This window comes from Citrobacter sp. Ce006, from assembly GCF_030336535.1.
Taxonomy (GTDB): Bacteria; Pseudomonadota; Gammaproteobacteria; order Enterobacterales; family Enterobacteriaceae; genus Citrobacter; species Citrobacter europaeus.
This window is the reverse complement of record NZ_JAOWDO010000067.1, coordinates 239629-257868: the sequence shown is the minus strand read 5'-3', so window position 1 is coordinate 257868 and position 18240 is coordinate 239629. Positions and strand designations below refer to the sequence as shown.

At 52.0% G+C, this 18240-nt stretch carries 20 protein-coding genes and 1 pseudogene; 11 read left to right on the top strand and 10 right to left on the bottom strand.

Annotation, left to right across the window (positions count from 1 at the left end; all coding sequences use genetic code 11):
- Positions 1 to 268: 268 nt before the first annotated feature.
- Together dtpA and gstA are read left to right on the top strand one after the other, a co-directional pair.
- Positions 269 to 1774: a dipeptide/tripeptide permease DtpA gene (gene dtpA / locus OGV94_RS10335; protein ID WP_047411438.1), complete on the top strand. Its 1506-nt coding sequence runs from the start codon at positions 269 to 271 to the stop codon at positions 1772 to 1774.
- Positions 1775 to 1878: 104 nt separating this feature from the next.
- Positions 1879 to 2484 (top strand): glutathione transferase GstA, encoded by a 606-nt coding sequence (gene gstA / locus OGV94_RS10330; RefSeq protein ID WP_043016421.1) that lies wholly within the window; start codon positions 1879 to 1881, stop codon positions 2482 to 2484.
- Positions 2485 to 2591: 107 nt separating this feature from the next.
- Here gstA and pdxY read toward each other — a convergent pair whose 3' ends face one another.
- From pdxY to anmK, 5 genes are all read right to left on the bottom strand, one after another.
- Positions 2592 to 3452: a pyridoxal kinase PdxY gene (gene pdxY, locus OGV94_RS10325; RefSeq protein WP_043016422.1), complete on the bottom strand. Its 861-nt coding sequence runs from the start codon at positions 3450 to 3452 to the stop codon at positions 2592 to 2594.
- A gap of 64 nt (positions 3453 to 3516) precedes the next feature.
- Complete coding sequence (gene tyrS, locus OGV94_RS10320; RefSeq protein WP_286523279.1) at positions 3517 to 4791, bottom strand: tyrosine--tRNA ligase; 1275 nt, start codon at positions 4789 to 4791, stop codon at positions 3517 to 3519.
- Positions 4792 to 4917: 126 nt separating this feature from the next.
- Positions 4918 to 5574, bottom strand: a complete 657-nt coding sequence (gene pdxH / locus OGV94_RS10315) for a pyridoxamine 5'-phosphate oxidase (protein WP_043016423.1) — start codon at positions 5572 to 5574, stop codon at positions 4918 to 4920.
- Positions 5575 to 5632: 58 nt separating this feature from the next.
- The gene (gene mliC, locus OGV94_RS10310; RefSeq protein WP_105179593.1) at positions 5633 to 5962 is read right to left on the bottom strand and encodes a C-type lysozyme inhibitor; all 330 of its coding nucleotides are present in this window, start codon (positions 5960 to 5962) and stop codon (positions 5633 to 5635) included.
- Between the two features lie 87 nt (positions 5963 to 6049).
- Positions 6050 to 7171, bottom strand: coding sequence for an anhydro-N-acetylmuramic acid kinase (gene anmK, locus OGV94_RS10305; RefSeq protein ID WP_075146127.1), 1122 nt, complete (start codon positions 7169 to 7171; stop codon positions 6050 to 6052).
- Between the two features lie 274 nt (positions 7172 to 7445).
- On the opposite strand from anmK, the gene slyB reads away from it, so the two are divergent.
- Positions 7446 to 7913 (top strand): outer membrane lipoprotein SlyB, encoded by a 468-nt coding sequence (gene slyB, locus OGV94_RS10300; protein WP_003029175.1) that lies wholly within the window; start codon positions 7446 to 7448, stop codon positions 7911 to 7913.
- 47 nt (positions 7914 to 7960) lie between these two features.
- Here the strand turns inward: slyB and slyA are convergent, their stop codons facing one another.
- Positions 7961 to 8401: a transcriptional regulator SlyA gene (gene slyA / locus OGV94_RS10295; RefSeq protein ID WP_043016426.1), complete on the bottom strand. Its 441-nt coding sequence runs from the start codon at positions 8399 to 8401 to the stop codon at positions 7961 to 7963.
- A gap of 192 nt (positions 8402 to 8593) precedes the next feature.
- Between slyA and OGV94_RS10290 the strand changes: the two genes are divergently transcribed.
- From OGV94_RS10290 to OGV94_RS10280, 3 genes and pseudogenes are all read left to right on the top strand, one after another.
- Positions 8594 to 8830 (top strand): DUF1656 domain-containing protein, encoded by a 237-nt coding sequence (locus OGV94_RS10290; RefSeq protein WP_047411444.1) that lies wholly within the window; start codon positions 8594 to 8596, stop codon positions 8828 to 8830.
- 2 nt (positions 8831 to 8832) lie between these two features.
- Entirely contained in the window at positions 8833 to 9696 is an 864-nt protein-coding gene (locus tag OGV94_RS10285; RefSeq protein WP_043016428.1) for an efflux RND transporter periplasmic adaptor subunit, read from the top strand.
- Positions 9693 to 11733, top strand: a pseudogene (locus OGV94_RS10280) (FUSC family protein). Before OGV94_RS10285 ends, OGV94_RS10280 begins: the two are co-directional and overlap by 4 nt.
- On the opposite strand, the gene sodC reads toward OGV94_RS10280, so the two are convergent.
- The 3 genes from sodC to OGV94_RS10265 all read right to left on the bottom strand — a co-directional run bounded on the left by sodC (position 11709) and on the right by OGV94_RS10265 (position 13500).
- Entirely contained in the window at positions 11709 to 12233 is a 525-nt protein-coding gene (sodC, locus tag OGV94_RS10275; protein WP_043016430.1) for a superoxide dismutase [Cu-Zn] SodC, read from the bottom strand. The pseudogene OGV94_RS10280 and the gene sodC overlap by 25 nt on opposite strands.
- An 81-nt stretch (positions 12234 to 12314) precedes the next feature.
- Entirely contained in the window at positions 12315 to 13211 is an 897-nt protein-coding gene (locus OGV94_RS10270; protein ID WP_043016431.1) for an aldo/keto reductase, read from the bottom strand.
- A 49-nt stretch (positions 13212 to 13260) separates the two neighbouring features.
- Positions 13261 to 13500: a DUF1289 domain-containing protein gene (locus OGV94_RS10265; protein WP_043016432.1), complete on the bottom strand. Its 240-nt coding sequence runs from the start codon at positions 13498 to 13500 to the stop codon at positions 13261 to 13263.
- A gap of 101 nt (positions 13501 to 13601) precedes the next feature.
- Here OGV94_RS10265 and OGV94_RS10260 point away from each other — a divergent pair, with 101 nt between their 5' ends.
- The 4 genes from OGV94_RS10260 (at position 13602) to rnt (ending at position 16601) form a co-directional block, all read left to right on the top strand.
- Positions 13602 to 14201: a TetR/AcrR family transcriptional regulator gene (locus OGV94_RS10260; RefSeq protein ID WP_286523274.1), complete on the top strand. Its 600-nt coding sequence runs from the start codon at positions 13602 to 13604 to the stop codon at positions 14199 to 14201.
- 54 nt (positions 14202 to 14255) lie between these two features.
- Positions 14256 to 15353 carry an alkene reductase gene (locus OGV94_RS10255; protein ID WP_286523272.1) on the top strand — a complete coding sequence of 366 codons (1098 nt, stop codon included), beginning with the start codon at positions 14256 to 14258 and terminating at the stop codon, positions 15351 to 15353.
- Positions 15354 to 15450: 97 nt separating this feature from the next.
- Positions 15451 to 15858: a lactoylglutathione lyase gene (gene gloA, locus OGV94_RS10250; RefSeq protein ID WP_043016435.1), complete on the top strand. Its 408-nt coding sequence runs from the start codon at positions 15451 to 15453 to the stop codon at positions 15856 to 15858.
- Positions 15859 to 15953: 95 nt separating this feature from the next.
- Positions 15954 to 16601: a ribonuclease T gene (gene rnt / locus OGV94_RS10245; protein ID WP_003029200.1), complete on the top strand. Its 648-nt coding sequence runs from the start codon at positions 15954 to 15956 to the stop codon at positions 16599 to 16601.
- Positions 16602 to 16654: 53 nt separating this feature from the next.
- Here rnt and grxD read toward each other — a convergent pair whose 3' ends face one another.
- Positions 16655 to 17002: a monothiol glutaredoxin 4 gene (gene grxD, locus OGV94_RS10240; RefSeq protein ID WP_003832760.1), complete on the bottom strand. Its 348-nt coding sequence runs from the start codon at positions 17000 to 17002 to the stop codon at positions 16655 to 16657.
- A 334-nt stretch (positions 17003 to 17336) separates the two neighbouring features.
- Between grxD and OGV94_RS10235 the strand changes: the two genes are divergently transcribed.
- Positions 17337 to 18167, top strand: coding sequence for a C40 family peptidase (locus OGV94_RS10235; protein WP_043016436.1), 831 nt, complete (start codon positions 17337 to 17339; stop codon positions 18165 to 18167).
- Positions 18168 to 18240 lie beyond the last annotated feature (73 nt).

Sequence of the window (18240 nt, the reverse complement as noted above, 5' to 3'; positions counted from 1 at the left end):
GCATTGCGGTTTCTGGCCTGATTAAACAGTGTAAAAATCTGCCATTTTTCAAATGAAGAAATTTAACGCTAGATAACATTTCGCAGCCCCGACGATTTCACCAGTCATGATATATGTAACAGATTATTACAAAGCACTTGTCTGAAGGGTCAAGATAGTGAACATTACTTGCCGTTTCCCCTCCCACTATAACAATCGGACGGATGAACTTGACTCATCACGTACCTGAACACCCCCGTTGATATGGGATGTAAAAAAAGAGGTAAAAGTGTCTACTGCAAACAATAAACCAACAGAAAGCGTGAGTTTAAACGCCTTCAAACAACCAAAAGCGTTCTATCTCATTTTCTCTATTGAGCTGTGGGAACGTTTTGGTTATTACGGCCTGCAAGGGATTATGGCCGTCTACCTGGTTAAACAGCTGGGTATGTCAGAAGCGGATTCCATCACCCTTTTCTCGTCCTTTAGCGCCCTGGTGTACGGTCTGGTTGCCATTGGCGGCTGGTTAGGTGATAAAGTTCTGGGAACAAAACGCGTCATTATGCTCGGCGCAATTGTCCTGGCCATCGGTTATGCACTGGTTGCATGGTCCGGTCATGATGCGGGTATCGTTTATATGGGCATGGCGGCCATCGCGGTCGGTAACGGCCTGTTTAAAGCAAACCCATCCTCCCTGCTCTCTACCTGCTATGCCAAAGATGACCCGCGTCTTGATGGTGCATTTACCATGTACTACATGTCCGTCAACATCGGTTCATTCTTCTCTATGCTGGCAACGCCGTGGTTAGCTGCGCGTTACGGCTGGAGCACCGCGTTCGCCCTGAGCGTCGTGGGTATGCTGATTACCGTTGTTAACTTTGCATTCTGCCAGCGCTGGGTTAAACAGTACGGTTCTAAACCTGACTTTGAGCCGATCAACTTCCGTAACCTGCTGCTGACCATTGCTGGCGTTGTGGTACTGATCGCGATTGCAACCTGGTTGCTGCACAACCAGCAGATCGCACGTATGGTTCTGGGCGTCATTGCCCTGGGTATCGTGTTTATCTTCGGTAAAGAAGCCTTCACCATGCACGGTGCTGCGCGTCGTAAAATGATCGTCGCCTTCATTCTGATGCTGGAAGCGATTATCTTCTTCGTACTGTACAGCCAGATGCCGACCTCACTGAACTTCTTTGCGATTCGTAACGTTGAGCACTCTATTCTTGGTATTGCTTTCGAACCTGAGCAGTATCAGGCGCTGAACCCGTTCTGGATCATCATTGGTAGCCCAATCCTCGCCGCTATCTATAACAAGATGGGCGATACCCTGCCGATGCCGACCAAATTTGCGATTGGTATGGTGCTGTGTTCCGGTGCGTTCCTGATCCTGCCGCTGGGCGCGAAATTTGCTACCGACGCGGGCATCGTATCCGTTAACTGGCTGATCATCTGCTACGGTCTGCAAAGTATCGGTGAACTGATGATCTCCGGTCTGGGTCTGGCAATGGTGGCTCAGTTGGTACCGCAACGCCTGATGGGCTTCATCATGGGTAGCTGGTTCCTGACCACTGCCGGTGCAAACATCATCGGTGGTTACGTCGCTAACATGATGGCTGTACCAGAGAACGTGACTGACCCGCTGATGTCCCTTGAAGTCTACGGTCGTGTGTTCCTGCAGATTGGTGTTGCAACGGCGGTTATCGCTGTTCTGATGCTGCTGACGGCGCCAAAACTGAATCGTATGACTCAGGACGATGACGTCAATGAGAAAGCCTCTAAGGCCGCGACAGCGTAATTCTCAGGGAAACTCATTTTCAGGCCGCTAACTGATGTTAGCGGCTTTTTTTTTGCCTGAGCTAGCACTACCATACGATATACCTCAGCCAAAAGGAGTTACCGATGAAACTGTTCTACAAACCGGGCGCTTGTTCTCTCGCTTCCCACATCACCCTTCGGGAGAGTGGTAAAGATTTCACGCTGGATGGTGTTGATCTGATGAAGAAACGTCTGGAAAACGGCGATGATTTTTTCGCGGTAAACCCAAAAGGTCAAGTTCCCGCGCTGCTGCTGGATGACGGTACGCTATTGACCGAAGGCGTCGCCATCATGCAATATCTGGCGGACACCGTACCAGACCGTCAGCTCCTTGCCCCAACCAGCAGCCTCTCCCGTTACAAAACCATCGAATGGCTTAACTACATTGCGACAGAACTGCATAAAGGCTTTACGCCTCTGTTCCGTCCCGATACGCCGGAAGACTTCAAGCCAACCGTTCGCGCGCAGCTGGAGAAAAAAATGCAGTACGTAAACGAGTCGCTGAAAGACGATCAATGGATCTGCGGCCCGCGCTTTAGCATCGCCGATGCCTATCTGTTCACCGTGCTGCGTTGGGCTTATGCGGTTAAGCTGAATATGGCAGGATTAAGCCATATCGACGCGTATATGGCCCGTATGGCTGAACGCCCGGCGGTTGCCGCAGCGCTCAAAGCAGAAGGATTGAGCTAATCACTAATGTGCCGGATGGCGGCGCCAGGCGCTTTATCCGGCCTACTTACTTGTCCGACCGACGGCCAAACGTAGGCCCGATAAGCGTGAACGCTATCGGGCATCGATTACAGCTGCGTCGCGCTGAAGTAGTGCTCAGGCTTCGCGATACGATCCTGTGCGGCCACGACCTGCAGCTCATACTCGTGCATTTCTTTGGTGGTAATCATCACTTCGTATACCGCCGCCGTCACATGCTCAAGCGCCTGCTGTAAAGACGCGCCCTGCAGCAGTTTCACCAGTAATAAGCCACTGGTAACATCACCCACGCCAACCGGCTGGCGAGCGCCAAAATCAACTAACGGTCGGCTGATGTGCCACGCCTGTTCAGCCGTGACCAGCAGCATCTCGAAACGATCGGTGCTGATACCCGCGCGGGCCAGATGCTTCACCAGCACAATTTCTGGTCCCTGAGCGATAAGCTCACGCGCTGCCGCCACTGCCTCATTGACATTACTCACCGCATGCTCGCACAGAATTTCGAGCTCAACCAGGTTTGGGGCGATAATATCGCTGGCCGGAAGCGCATGGCGTACATGAAACTCCGCCACGCCCGGCGCGACAATACACCCTTTTTCCGGATGGCCCATCACCGGATCGCAAAAGTATTTCGCCCGCGGGTTGGCCGCTTTAACCTGGCGAACAATGCCCAGAATATGCTCGCCCTGTTCAGCCGAGCCAAGATAGCCACTCAATACGGCGTCACAGGTCTGAAGTTTATCGATATCGGCAATACCCTGGACGATTTCGGTCAGATGGCTCGGCGGCATCACGCAACCGGTCCATTTGCCGTACTGTGTGTGGTTAGAAAACTGAACGGTATTCAGCGGCCAGACATTTGCGCCAAGACGACGCATTGGAAACTCTGCTGCACTATTGCCCGCATGACCAAAAACAACGTGGGACTGGATGGCGAGGATATTCTTCATTTTACTTACCACAACCCTGAAAAAATAAAGGGGCGTAGTTTCCCACGCCCCTGCTAACTAAATCTTACTTCCAGCAAATCAGACAATAGTTCTTCTTGCCACGGCGCAGTAAGGTGTAGCGCCCAAACAGGATATCACTCTCCTGGAAGAAATATTCCGGATCGGATTGCTTCTCACCGTTGATGGTTACCGCGTTTGACGCAATAGTCTTACGTGCCTGACCGCGAGAAGGCTGCAGCTCGGAGTCCACCAGCGCTTGCATCAGATCGGCACCTTTGTCCATCTCGATCATCGGCACGCCATCCTGCGCCAGCTGTTCGAAATCCGCTTCGCTCAAATCGCTCAGATTGCCGTTGAACAAGCATTCGGTAATGCGTTTTGCCGCTACCAGACCTTCTTCACCGTGAACCAGACGCGTTACCTGCTCGGCCAGTACATACTGGGCGCGCGGTGCTTTACCGCTGTTTTTATCTTCTTCTTCCAGCGCATTGATCTCTTCAATGTCCATGAAAGTAAAGAATTTCAGGAAGCGATAAACGTCCGCATCGGCGGTGTTGATCCAGAACTGGTAGAATTTATACGGACTGGTTTTCTTCGGATCCAGCCACACAGCGCCGCCTTCAGTCTTACCGAATTTGGTGCCGTCAGCTTTAGTAATCAGCGGAACGGTCAGACCAAACACCTGGTTCTGATGCAGACGACGGGTCAAATCGATACCGGAAGTAATGTTGCCCCATTGGTCAGAACCGCCAATCTGCAGCGCCACGCCGTGCAATTTATTCAGGCAGGCAAAGTCATAACCCTGCAGCAGGTTGTAAGAAAACTCGGTAAAGGAGATCCCCTGATCGTCACGGTTCAGACGTTGCTTTACCGCTTCTTTGTTGATCATCTGGTTAACGGAGAAGTGTTTGCCGATATCACGCAGGAAAGTCAGTACGTTCATACCGCCAAACCAGTCGTAGTTATTCGCAGCAATCGCCGAGTTGTCGCCACAGTCGAAATCGAGGAACGGCGCAACCTGTTTGCGGATTTTATCCACCCACTCCTGCACGGTGTCTTCGGTATTCAGTTTACGCTCGGCGGCTTTAAAGCTCGGGTCACCAATCAAACCCGTTGCGCCACCTACCAGTGCGACAGGCTTATGGCCTGCCTGCTGGAAGCGTTTCAGGCATAACAATGGAACCAGATGCCCCAAATGCAAGCTGTCAGCGGTAGGATCGAAGCCGCAATAGAGCGCGATCGGGCCTTGCGCCAGTCGCTCTGCTAACGCTTCCTCGTCCGTCACCTGGGCCACCAGCCCCCGCTCTTGCAATTGTTTAATCAAGTTACTGCTTGCCATCAAAATCTCCATGTATAAAACGACTGCACCTTAGCCGGTACACGACTTTTCGCCTGATGCGAAAGAAACATAGAATAAAGCGCCGGATTGTTCAGCACCAGCGCTTAAAACAAGAAATTTGCATCTTTAGGGGGCAAGGCGATCAATTTTCCACGCGTTATCTTCGCGTTGGTATAAAAAACGATCGTGCAGACGGTTTTCACCACCCTGCCAGAATTCCATTTGCTCAATACTCACGCGAAAGCCGCCCCAGAAACTGGGCAGTGGTACTTCCCCTTGCTGGAACTTCTGCTTCAGTTCGAGGAATTTGCTTTCGAGAATACCGCGAGCGGAGATTCGGCTGGATTGCTTAGATACCCAGGCGCCAATCTGGCTGTCGCGTGGGCGACTGTGGAAGTATTTCACCACTTCGAGTGTGGAAAGACGCTCAGCCTTGCCGATCACCATCACCTGCCGTTCCAGCATGTGCCATGGGAATAAGAGGCTGATACGGGGATTTTTCTCGATCTGGTGCGCCTTGCGGCTGCCGAGATTGGTATAGAACACCAGACCTTTATCATCATAATGTTTGAGCAACACGATACGCTGATAAGGCTGGCCATTTTCATCAACGGTCGCAACGACCATTGCGGTAGGATCGGCCAGTTTGGCGTCACAGGCTTGCCCGAGCCAGCGCTCAAACAGCGCAAGGGGTTCGGCGGGAAGATCGCGGCGGCGAAGGCCGCCTTTCGTGTATTCACGGCGCAGATGCGCGATTTGCTGCAATTCGTCGTTATCAGACATGATGTTGGCTACGGATTGTCAGTGGGTGACGCTATTGTGCGCCGCCCAGGTGAAAATCTCAACGCTTCGGGTTCTGTAACTGACAGTTATTTAGCACAATTCTGTCTCGTTTATAGACCGTTGCCTGGTCGCCTTTAGACCAGAAGACGTAAATACCATCGGTATAGCGCGCGCCTGATGCTGACACGCCCTGTTTGAGGTTCAATAGCTGATTATCATAAACAAAACTCGCCTCCTGGCGGGTATTGTTCAGCTTGACGGTAAGCGGTTTTTCGTCACAGCGGTATTCCAGCGTATCCGTTTGCATACGCTCGACAAATTGGTTGTACACGCTACATCCGCTAAGCAGTACCGGCAGACACACTAATAACAGTTTTTTCATAGCCATATCCTAAAGACTTTCCTGGTCCAGGAGGGTAATGGCACCCTCCCTAATATCCCGAGTTTACCGGCATATGGCGCTGAATAATTTCAGTTAACTCTGAGTTCGCGGGTTAGCAGGATAAATTGCCCCTAATACGCTCGGCTCTGATGCGCCAGTTACGGAAGGTAAATTCCCCGGCAATCCCGCCAGCGTACGCCACGCCAGCCAGGCAAAGGCCAACGCTTCCATATCATCACCGCTAATCCCGGCCTCATCGGTTGAGGTGACCTCTGTACCCGGCAATAATGCCGCCAGACGCATCATCAGCAGCGGATTACGGCTTCCACCACCGCATACCATTAGCCGTTCACAACCGCCGCTCAACAGGACTTGCTCGGAAATGGTGACCGCCGTCAGTTCGGCAAGCGTCGCCTGCACATCGCGCGGACTTATTCCCGGGAAATGCGCCAGATGACGTTCTATCCAACCGTAATTGAAGTATTCGCGACCTGTGCTTTTCGGCGCAGGCGCGGAAAAATACGGATCGTTCAGCATATTTTGCAGTAAAGGCAGGATCACCGTTCCCGAACTGGCCCACTGCGCATCTTTGTCGTAGGGTTGACCGCATTGCCGCCAGATCCAGGCATCCATCAGCATATTACCCGGCCCGGTGTCGTAGCCGCGAACGGGCTGCTGCGGAATAAGCAGAGACAGATTGGCAATTCCGCCAATGTTCAGCACCATCCGTCGTTCCGTTGGATGTGCCAACAGCGCCTGATGAAAAGCGGGAACCAGCGGCGCGCCCTGCCCGCCGAGGGCGATATCGCGACGGCGAAAATCGCCAACCACGGTGATGCCGGTTCGCGCGACGATCTGATTGTTGTCGCCAATTTGCAGCGTGTGCGGTGCGCGTCCCGTGGGTTCATGCCACACGGTTTGCCCATGACAGCCAATCGCGACGATCTCCTGCGGTTTCAATTTTTCCTGTGCCAGCAGCGCATTCACCGCCTCGGCAAACAGGTAACCGAGCTGCGCATCCAATTGGCCAAACTGCGATAGCGTAAGCTGCTGGCCCTGGCAGATATCCAGAATCGCCTGCTTTATATGGAGGGGGATAGGCCAGGTCAGACTCGCCTGCTGCGCAACCATCGTTTCATCTATCGTCGCCAGCACAACATCGACGCCATCAAGGCTGGTTCCAGACATTACACCGATAAAACGGCCCGATTTCATATGTCATCCTTTTAAGCAAATTAGCCTTGACACTCAACCATAAAGTGCCGACTAATGCCATGCTTCCTTAATGATTTTTAATGCCTAATCATTACACTGGACGCTTTATTACATCAATTATATGAATGATTCGTTTATACTCGGTATATCCGATTTCGGTTAAGATTTTCATATTGTTCCAGTAGAACATGTGACCTTAGGCTCACAAATGCCATATAATTTAGCCATGAAGAGTGCTTAATTAGCGTTTCGTGGTGACAAAGGAGATTTGTAAATGATTAAACGTGTGCTGATTGTTTCATTAATGGGCGTATCTTTAGCGGGCTGCGTTAACAATGATAGCCTCTCAGGCGACGTCTATACTGCATCCGAAGCGAAACAAGTTCAGAACGTTACCTACGGTACGATTGTTCATGTTCGTCCGGTGCAAATCCAGGGTGGCGATGACGCAAACGTGATTGGCGCAATCGGTGGTGCGGTACTCGGCGGGTTCCTTGGTAACACCGTCGGCGGCGGTACCGGTCGTTCGTTAGCCACGGCTGCTGGCGCAGTTGCCGGTGGCGTAGCGGGTCAAGGCGTACAAGGTGCGATGAATAAAACCCAGGGTGTGGAACTGGAAATCCGTAAGGACGACGGTAATACCATCATGGTGGTTCAGAAACAGGGTGCGACCAAGTTCTCCGCCGGCCAGCGCGTTGTTATGGCTAACAACGGCAGCCAGGTTACCGTGTCTCCACGATAATCAAATTCACGTGTGGTCAGACCCTGGCCACACGTCATCTTTTCGCTTCAGCTCTGTGACTGCAGCTCAATAATATTGTGTTCCAGTCTGGCGACCAGTTTAATCAGCAGATCAATTTCCTCAGCTGAAATCCCTTCCAAAATTTCTCCACGCGTCTTGTTGATAACCGCTTCCATATCAGCAATCAGCGGCTCTGCTTTTTCTGTCAGTTTAATTCTCTTTGCCCGACGATCGCTGGCGCAAGTCTGTCGTGAAATGAGTCCCTTTTCTTCCAGTTGGTCAAGCGTACGAACTAACGAAGGCTGCTCGATGCCAATTGCTTTAGCCAACTGAATCTGCGATTGATCAGGCGGCAATTGATGAATGTTGTGCAGCGTAACCCAATGCGTCTGCGTCAACTCCAGAGGTTTCAGGCGATGGTCAATCAGAGCACGCCAAATGCGCACCAACCGTGCCAGATCAGAACCTAATGGCGATTCCAATTTCATCTCCTTATAATTAGCTTGCTAAGTTATTGTGCTGATTTTAGAATAGTGTGCAGCATTTGTATTGCCAAAACAAATGTATTGCCAAATTTGCTTACCGGCTGACATTTTTTCAGACATTATGCGTTACAGAGACTCATTGTCTCTTTTTTGCTAAACCTATAGCAATGCTCTCTTCCGCCAAGGATTTTGCCCGTGAAGTTTATGTTTAATGCAACAGGATTGCCCCTACAAGATTTAATGATCGGAGCGTCTGTTTATTTCCCCCCTGTTTTCAAGGCGTTTGTAGCAGGATTCCTTCTCTGGCTGGTTGTCCATCGCCTGCTCCGCGACTGGATTTATTCCGGTGAGATCTGGCATCCCCTGTTAATGGATCTGTCACTCTTTACGCTTTGCGTATGTCTGGCCTTTGTAATGCTGATTGCGTGGTGATTATGTCGCTTAAAACCGTTAAATACTTCTCCACCATTATAGTCGCTGCAATCGCAGTTTTCGCCGGATGGTGGATGTGGAATTACTATATGCAGTCGCCCTGGACACGTGACGGTAAAGTGCGTGCTGAGCAGGTTAGCATCACGCCGCAGGTCTCAGGCAGCATTAGCGAACTCAATATAAAAGATAACCAGTTCGTGAATAAAGGCGATGTGCTTTTTATCATCGACAAGACGCCGTTTCACATTGCTGAACTGAATGCGCAAGCGCAGCTGGCGAAAGCTCAGTCCGACCTGGCGAAAGCCAATAACGAGGCCAACCGACGCCGCCATTTATCGCAAAATTACATCTCAGCCGAAGATCTGGATACCGCTAATCTCAATGTGAAAGCCATGCAGGCCAGCGTTGAAGCAGCCGAGGCCAGTCTGCGCCAGGCACAATGGCAACTGACGCAAACGGTGGTCAAAGCGCCCGTGGCGGGTTGGGTTACCAATCTTTCTACCCGTACCGGAGACTATGCCTCAACCGGTAAGCCCTTGTTTGCCCTTGTCGACAGCCACTCTTTTTATGTGATGGGATATTTTGAAGAAACCAAGCTGCGCCACATTCGTGAAGGTGCGCCTGCGGTTATCACGCTCTACAGCGGCAATATTAAGTTACAGGGTCACGTTTCCAGTATTGGTCGCGCTATCTACGATCAAAGCGTGGAAAGTGATTCCGGCCTGATTCCCGACATCAAACCTAACGTGCCGTGGGTGCGTCTGGCGCAGCGTGTTCCGGTACGCATCGAATTCGACGCGCTACCGCATGATGTCACGCTGGTTTCTGGTACGACCTGCAGCGTGTCTGTCGGCCAGCGTAAATGAAACTGCCCCTCCTGACGCCAGGCAATTGGCCGTGGTTCAAAGCCACAGCAGCGCAGTGGCGTTACGCGCTGCGAAATACCATTGCCATGTGTCTGGCGTTGACGTTTGCCTATTATCTGAATCTGGATGAGCCCTACTGGGCGATGACCTCGGCGGCCGTGGTCAGTTTTCCTACCGTCGGCGGTGTTATCAGCAAAAGCCTGGGTCGCATGGCGGGTAGCTTGCTTGGCGCCACCGCCGCGTTGATTATCGCCGGTCATACCCTCAATGAACCATGGCTGTTTTTGCTTTGTATGTCGGTGTGGATCGCTTTTTGTACCTGGGCCTGCGCGCATTTCACCAATAACGTCGCCTACGCTTTTCAACTGGCAGGTTATACGGCGGCGATCATTGCGTTTCACATGGTCAATACCGTGGAGATTACCCAGCTATGGGACATCGCGCAGGCCCGCGTATGCGAGGTTATCCTCGGTATCCTGTGCGGAGGCGTTATGATGATGATCCTGCCCAGCACTTCCGATGGCACCGCGTTACTGACTGCGCTGAAAAACATGCATTCGCGTTTACTGGAACATGCCAGCTTACTCTGGCAACCTGAGACAACGGATGCCATTCGCACGGCTCATGAAGGTGTCATTGGCCAGATTTTGACCATGAACCTGCTACGAATTCAGGCATTCTGGAGTCATTACCGTTTTCGCCGTCAAAATGCGTTGCTCAATTCGCTGTTGCACCAGCAGTTGCGCATGACCAGCGTAATTTCCAGTCTGCGCAGGATGCTACTGAACTGGCCTAATCCCCCGGCCAATACCCGGGATATCATCGAACAATTACTCAGCGAGCTGGTCAAATCCAATACCGACAGCTACACCGTTGCACGAATTATCGCTCCACTGCGGCCCGTCGATGCCCGTGACTATCGACATGTCGCCTTCTGGCAACGACTGCGTTATTTTTGTCGGCTCTATTTACGCAGCAGTCAGTATCTGCATTTGCTGGAAAATGGCGTTACCGCCGAACGTATAAATATCGCCCGCACACCAGGACTTGCCCGTCATACCGATAGTGCGGAAGCTATCTGGAGCGGGTTGCGTACGTTCTGCACGTTGATGCTTATCGGCGCATGGAGCATTGGCGCACAATGGGAATCAGGATCTGGCGCACTCACGCTCGCGGCCATCAGCAGCGTGCTGTATTCCGCCGTTGCCACGCCTTTCAAGTCGCTTTCTTTACTGATGCGCACGCTGGTTCTGCTGTCGCTGTTTAGCTTTGTGGTTAAGTTTGGCTTGATGGTGCAAATCTCTGACCTCTGGCAATTCATTCTGTTTCTTTTCCCGCTACTCGCCACCATGCAACTTCTGAAGCTGCAAATGCCTGCTCTGGCAGGTCTTTGGGGACAGTTGATCGTGTTTATGGGATCGTTTATCGCGGTGACCAATCCACCGGTTTACGATTTTGCTGGTTTCCTGAATGACAATATGGCAAAAATCGCTGGCGTGGCGCTGTCATGGCTGGCCTTCGCCATTCTGCGTCCCGGATCGGATGCGCGGAAAAGTCGCCGCCATATTCGCGCCCTGCGCCGGGATTTTGTCGATCAGCTTAGCCGACATCCTTCGCTCAGTGAAAACGAATTTGAGTCGTTGACCTATCATCATGTCAGCCAGCTCAGTAACAGTCAGGATGCGTTGGCGCGACGCTGGTTATTGCGCTGGGGGGTTGTCTTGCTGAACTGTTCGCACGTGGTGTGGCAACTGCGCACCTGGGAGGCGCGTTCAGATCCGCTGGCTCGCGTCAGGGACGTGTGTATCTCACTGCTTCGCGACGTGATGAGTGAACGCGGCGTTCAGCAACGTCCGCTGAATGCCACGCTGAGTGAGCTACAGCGCATCTGCGATACGCTTGCCCATCATCATCAACCTGCTGCGCAGGAACTGTCGGCATTGGTCTGGCGGCTACACTGCTCGCTTTCGCAACTTGAACAAGCGCCGCCGCCGGGTACGCTAAGCAACTGATTATTTGATAACACCGCAGGCGTAGCGCGCTCCGCCGCCACCAAGCGGTTTCGGCTGATCGGACATATTATCGCCGCCCACATGGATCATCAGCGCTTTGCCTTTAACCTCATCGAGCGTTTTCAACCGCGGCGCAACAACGGGTGTTGTAGCGTTACCGTCGTTATTCACCACCAGCAGCGGCAGATCGCCCATATGGCCTGCGCCTTCCGGGCCTTCATGCTTGCCGGTTTGGTGCGGATCATAATGGCCTCCAGCCGATTCCGCGGCTGAGGCTTTCCCGTCTTTAATAGCCGGTTGGCAACTGCCGTTCGCATGCACATGGAAGCCATGTTCACCCGGCGGCAGGGCTTTCAGATCGGGCGTAAACTCCAGCCCCTTCCCAGTTTCAGCAATAGTGACCGTACCAATCGCCTGACCGACGCCTTGCGACGTTACCAGATTCATCGTCACTTTTTCTTCACTGGCAGCCTGCGCACCTGCACAGGCCAGTAAAGTGATAATGGCCAAACTCAAACGCTTCATAAGACCTCCATCCAAAAGGTGTCTGATTGTTAAGTGTAAACCAGTGACACAATTTTGAGCGGAGAAGCATCAAAAACGCGATTAAGGTACGTCGTAACCCAGCGCGGCTTTACGGATACGGAACCATTGCTGGCGAGACATGTTCAGTGACTCAGACTCAATGGCGGTACGTACGCGCTCTATTTTCCCTGAGCCAATAATCGGCAGCGGCTGAGACGGTAACCGTAAAATCCATGCGTACACCACTTGTTCAATGGACTGCGCGTTCAGCTCTTCTGCGATCGCGGCAAGTTCATTACGTAATGGCTGAAAGGCATCGTCATTAAACAGACGACCACCGCCAAGACAGGACCAGGCCATCGGACGAATGCGCAGCTGTTGCAATTGATCTAAAGTACCATCCAGCAGGAGCGGCTGATGTACTGGTGAGATCTCAACCTGATTGGTTGCCAGAGTAAACGGCAGACGCGATTGCAGCAGTGAGAACTGCGCCGGGGTAAAGTTAGAGACGCCAAAGTGACGCACTTTGCCGCTGTGGTGCAATTTTTTAAACGCATCAGCTACATCATCTGCATCCATAAGCGGATCGGGGCGGTGGATCAGCAGCAAATCAATATGATCGGTCGCCAGCAACTTCAATGACTCTTCCGCACTGGCAATAATGTGCGCGCTGTCGGTGATGTAATGACCCAGCGCATTTTCCGCGCGCGCCGTCGTCGCGATCCCGCATTTGGTCACAATTTGCATTTTTTCACGCAGGTGCGGAGCCAGCTTCATTGCCTCGCCAAACGCCGCCTCACACTGGTATCCGCCGTAAATATCGGCGTGATCGACGGTGGTAACGCCCAAATCCAGATGTTCTTCAATAAAGCTGACTAGCTGGCGCGGGGACATATTCCAGTCCATCAGGCGCCAGTAGCCCATCACAAAGCGAGAAAATTCCGGACCTTGCGGCGCAATAGTAATACGCTGAACCATAGCAGCTTCCTTATAAGTGAATGTGCATCGAGTATACGCAATTACGCTTTTAAAAGAGTGAAGGTTGTTGCGGTTCTTCCGAAGGGTTGGCTTTGTTTGCTCGTAATTTACGCATCAGTCGCTGACGACATAGCCGCAGCACTTCCTGCTTCTGGGCATCGCTCATATTTTGCCAGTTAAAACGCTCATCCCGACTGCGAAAACAGCCACGACAAAAACCGCGTTCGTCAGACTGACATATTCCACGGCATGGGCTCTGGACGGGGAAAAACTCCAGCTGTTCGGCCACATCCCCTCCTTTAATAAGATTGATATACCTATTGAAGACGTTAACTGAATTTCTCGCAAGCGCTATTGCATTAGACCGACTGGTCTATTACACTCGTTTCCATGAACAAAATCACTGAACACGATACACGCGAACATCTTCTGGCGACTGGCGAGCTGCTGTGTATGCAGCGCGGCTTCACCGGCATGGGCTTAAGCGAATTACTGAAAACCGCTGAAGTGCCTAAAGGTTCGTTTTATCACTATTTTCGCTCCAAAGAAGCGTTCGGTGTGGCGATGCTGGAACGCCACTATGCGGCCTACCATCAGCGACTGGCTACGCACTTTGATTCGGGGGCGGGTAACTACCGCGACCGTATTCTGGCCTACTATCAGGAAACCCTGAACCAGTTTAGCCAGCACGGCATTATTAGCGGCTGTTTAACTGTAAAACTGTCTGCCGAAGTGTGCGATCTCTCAGAGGATATGCGCACCGCGATGGATAAAGGCGCGCGGCACATTATTGTGCTGTTAGCGCAGGCGCTGGAGAAAGGTCAGGCAAACCATTGTCTGTCCTTTGTTGGCGAGCCGTTACAGCAGGCGCAAGTGTTGTATGCGCTATGGCTGGGCACCAATTTGCAGGCCAAGATTTCTCGTAGCGCCACCCCGCTGGAAAATGCGCTGGCACACGTTAAAACCATCATCACAACGCCTGCCGTTTAACAGGCGTTTTTATTTCTTTTATTACTAGACGACCGGTCTATTCAGGAGTATCACATGTCATCTGAAAAACTGTTTTCCCCGCTGAAGGTGGGTGCCATTACGGCAGCAAACCGCGTATTCATGGCGCCATTGACGCGTCTGCGCAGTATTGAGCCTGGCGACATCCCTACTCCGCTAATGGTCGAGTATTACCGTCAACGCGCCAGCGCAGGTCTTATCATCAGCGAAGCGACGCAGATCTCCGCACAGGCGAAAGGCTATGCAGGGGCACCCGGCATACACAGCGAAGCGCAAATCGCCGCATGGAAGAAAATCACCGCGGCCGTACACGCGGAGCAAGGCCATATTGCTGTCCAGTTGTGGCACACTGGGCGTATTTCTCACGCCAGTCTGCAGCCAAACGGTCAGGCTCCTGTTGCACCTTCTGCGATTAGCGCCGGTACCCGCACCTCACTGCGCGATGAAAACGGTCTGGCAACGCGTGCCGATACCTCAATGCCGCGCGCACTGGAAACCGAAGAAATTCCGGGCATCGTTAATGACTTCCGTCAGGCTATTGCCAACGCGCGCGAAGCGGGCTTCGACATGGTTGAACTGCACTCCGCTCACGGCTACCTGCTGCACCAGTTCCTGTCACCAACGTCTAACCAGCGTACCGATCAATACGGCGGCAGCGTCGAAAATCGTGCGCGGCTGGTGCTGGAAGTTGTCGATGCAGGAATTAAGGAATGGGGCGCCGATCGTATTGGTATTCGCGTCTCCCCGATTGGCTCTTTCCAGAACGTTGACAACGGCCCAAACGAAGAAGCTGATGCGCTGTATCTGATTGAACAACTGGGCAAACGCGGAATTGCTTACCTGCACATGTCTGAACCAGACTGGGCCGGTGGCGAGCCGTATTCCAACGCGTTCCGCGAAAAAGTTCGCGCACGTTTCCACGGCCCGATCATTGGCGCGGGCGCCTACACGCCTGAAAAAGCAGAAGCGCTGATCGAGAAAGGCCTGATCGACGCCGTTGCTTTTGGTCGCGCCTATATCGCTAACCCGGATCTGGTGGCTCGCCTGCAGCGTAAAGCTGAGCTGAATCCGCAACGTGCCGAAAGCTTCTACGGCGGCGGCGCGGAAGGTTACACCGATTATCCTACCCTCTAACGTCACAATCTCCGTTCTGCCATTGATAGCGGCGTAACAACGCCGCTATACTAAAACAACATTTTGAATGTATTAGCCATTTTCGAAGGGGAAAAAGATGCGTTTACTTCATACCATGCTGCGCGTGGGTGACCTGCAGCGTTCCATCGAGTTTTATACCAACGTGCTGGGCATGAAACTGCTGCGGACCAGCGAAAACCCTGAATACAAATATTCTCTGGCCTTTGTCGGTTACGGCCCTGAAACCAGTGAAGCCGTGATCGAATTGACCTATAACTGGGGTGTCGACAAGTATGAGCTGGGCACCGCCTACGGCCATATCGCTCTGAGCGTAGACAACGCAGCCGAGGCGTGTGAACGCATTCGCCAGAATGGCGGTAACGTTACGCGTGAAGCAGGTCCGGTAAAAGGCGGCTCTACAGTGATCGCGTTCGTTGAAGATCCCGACGGTTACAAAATTGAGCTGATTGAAGAGAAAGACGCCGGGCGCGGCCTGGGCGACTAACCTCCCCCTCGGGCACAGATCGTCTGTGCCCGTAGTTTTATACTCATCATTTTGCCATAATACGCGCTGCAATTTTCCCGTATTAAGAGACCCAGATGTCCGATAACGCTCAACTTTCCGGTCTGTGTGACCGTTTTCGTGGTTTTTATCCTGTCGTCATTGATGTCGAAACCGCAGGGTTTAATGCCAAAACCGATGCGCTGCTTGAGATCGCAGCCATCACACTGAAAATGGATGAACAAGGCTGGCTGATGCCGGACACGACGTTACATTTCCACGTAGAGCCGTTTGAAGGCGCGAATTTGCAGCCGGAGGCCCTCGCCTTTAACGGTATTGACCCTAACAATCCGCTACGCGGCGCGGTCAGCGAATATGACGCTCTGCATGCCATCTTCAAAATGGTGCGTAAAGGCATTAAAGACAGCGGCTGCAATCGGGCGATCATGGTGGCGCACAACGCTACGTTCGACCACAGTTTCATGATGGCTGCAGCAGAACGCGCCTCGCTGAAACGTAATCCGTTTCATCCGTTTGTCACCTTTGATACGGCGGCATTAAGCGGCCTGTCACTGGGACAGACGGTGTTGTCAAAAGCGTGTCTGGCGGCGGGAATGGAATTTGACGGGAATCAGGCGCACTCGGCGCTGTATGATACCGAACGTACTGCCGTGCTGTTTTGTGAAATCGTTAACCGCTGGAAACGTCTCGGCGGCTGGCCTCTTCCCGTACCTGAAGAAGCGTAACGGCGACATAAAAAAAGCGACCATTTCAGGTCGCTTTTTTACTTCTGCTGATATTACTCAGCGTCCGGCTCTTCAGTTTTGTATTTCGCCGCTGTTTCTTTAATCAGCTGCTGCAACTCACCGCGCTGGTACATTTCGATCAAAATGTCACAGCCGCCAACCAGCTCGCCGTCAACCCACAGTTGCGGGAAGGTCGGCCAGTTTGCGTATTTCGGCAGCTCGGCGCGAATATCCGGGTTCTGCAGAATATCAACATAAGCAAAGCGTTCACCACAGGCGGACAGCGCCTGCACAGCCTGTGCGGAGAAACCACAGCTTGGCAGTTTAGGGGAACCTTTCATGTACAGGAGAATCGGGTTTTCAGCGATCTGGCGCTGGATTTTTTCGATAGTGGTGCTCATTATCTTGCTTCCTTAAACTTCTTTTACGGCAGTAGTCTGACATTGTAGCGGGTCAGACAGGCAACGGAAAATAACATTTTCATTACGCGTTATTATTTTATCCCCTGACGCTAAAAGTTGCATTCACAATCTCATTTATCCCTTTACAGGATGTGGATTTGATTATCCGTTCACCAACTCCTACGTTAATTGCTGTTTTTTTTTGCGGTCGGTTACGAAACATAAGTTTAAACAAAAAAAGCTATTAACTTTCCCTCTTTCTATAGATTAGAATCATCAAGTTTTGAAAATCACACGCAGGCACGATAGACCTGCCTTACCAGAGGACTGCTCAGTGGCGCGGATAAACCGAATCTCGATCACGCTCTGTGCTTTACTTTTTACTACACTGCCCTTTACGCCTATGGCTCATGCTTCCAAGCAGGCCAGGACGACACCTACCAATTCTCACACCATCAAAACGGTAGATAAAAAGAAAAGCGCTACAGCCAGCCAAAAAACAACAAAGACCAGCAAGAAAACGGCGACAAAGACCACCAGTAAAACCAGCACCAAAACCGCTTCCTCTTCAAAAAAACGCACAGCCGCTCCGGCAAAGTCGACTAAAACTGTAAATCGTCGTGGTAAAACTGCCGCAGCACAAACTGCTGCCGTTACCTGGACTGAAAAATGTACACCGCGCAAAGGCCATAAGCCGCGCTGTGTGAAGGTGAAAACCACCACCCCAACGACGCTTGCTGATGCGCATAAAGTGAAAGTGCAGAAAGCGACTAAAACCGCCATGTCTACCTTGATGAACCAAATCGGCAAACCTTATCGCTGGGGCGGCACCTCACCAAGAACCGGGTTTGACTGCAGCGGACTGGTCTATTACGCCTATAAAGATCTGGTGAAATTCCGCATTCCGCGTACCGCGAACGAAATGTATCACCTGCGCGATGCCGCGCCGATCGAACGTGGCGAACTGAAAAATGGCGATCTGGTCTTTTTCCGTACCCAGGGTCGCGGAACCGCCGATCACGTTGGCGTGTATGTTGGCAACGGTAAGTTTATTCAGTCACCGCGAAGCGGGCAGGAAATTCAAATCACCTCTCTGAGTGAAGATTACTGGCAGCGCCACTATGTGGGCGCTCGTCGGGTAATGACGCCAAAAACAATTCGCTAAAAACTTACCCTACAGAACATGCTGTAGGGTAAGTTCTTCTTTTGCATAACCTTTCAATTTGCTACCCTATCCT

Coding starts and splice junctions, on each gene's coding strand:
- tyrS (WP_286523279.1), bottom strand. CDS start 4,791: ATGGCAAGCAGTAACTTGATTAAACAATTGCAAGAGCGGGGGCTGGTG.
- OGV94_RS10285 (WP_043016428.1), top strand. CDS start 8,833: ATGTCGCTTAAAACCGTTAAATACTTCTCCACCATTATAGTCGCTGCA.
- OGV94_RS10270 (WP_043016431.1), bottom strand. CDS start 13,211: ATGGTTCAGCGTATTACTATTGCGCCGCAAGGTCCGGAATTTTCTCGC.
- gloA (WP_043016435.1), top strand. CDS start 15,451: ATGCGTTTACTTCATACCATGCTGCGCGTGGGTGACCTGCAGCGTTCC.
- pdxY (WP_043016422.1), bottom strand. CDS start 3,452: ATGAAGAATATCCTCGCCATCCAGTCCCACGTTGTTTTTGGTCATGCG.
- slyA (WP_043016426.1), bottom strand. CDS start 8,401: ATGAAATTGGAATCGCCATTAGGTTCTGATCTGGCACGGTTGGTGCGC.
- mliC (WP_105179593.1), bottom strand. CDS start 5,962: ATGGCTATGAAAAAACTGTTATTAGTGTGTCTGCCGGTACTGCTTAGC.
- rnt (WP_003029200.1), top strand. CDS start 15,954: ATGTCCGATAACGCTCAACTTTCCGGTCTGTGTGACCGTTTTCGTGGT.
- grxD (WP_003832760.1), bottom strand. CDS start 17,002: ATGAGCACCACTATCGAAAAAATCCAGCGCCAGATCGCTGAAAACCCG.
- slyB (WP_003029175.1), top strand. CDS start 7,446: ATGATTAAACGTGTGCTGATTGTTTCATTAATGGGCGTATCTTTAGCG.
- sodC (WP_043016430.1), bottom strand. CDS start 12,233: ATGAAGCGTTTGAGTTTGGCCATTATCACTTTACTGGCCTGTGCAGGT.
- gstA (WP_043016421.1), top strand. CDS start 1,879: ATGAAACTGTTCTACAAACCGGGCGCTTGTTCTCTCGCTTCCCACATC.
- pdxH (WP_043016423.1), bottom strand. CDS start 5,574: ATGTCTGATAACGACGAATTGCAGCAAATCGCGCATCTGCGCCGTGAA.
- OGV94_RS10260 (WP_286523274.1), top strand. CDS start 13,602: ATGAACAAAATCACTGAACACGATACACGCGAACATCTTCTGGCGACT.
- OGV94_RS10255 (WP_286523272.1), top strand. CDS start 14,256: ATGTCATCTGAAAAACTGTTTTCCCCGCTGAAGGTGGGTGCCATTACG.
- anmK (WP_075146127.1), bottom strand. CDS start 7,171: ATGAAATCGGGCCGTTTTATCGGTGTAATGTCTGGAACCAGCCTTGAT.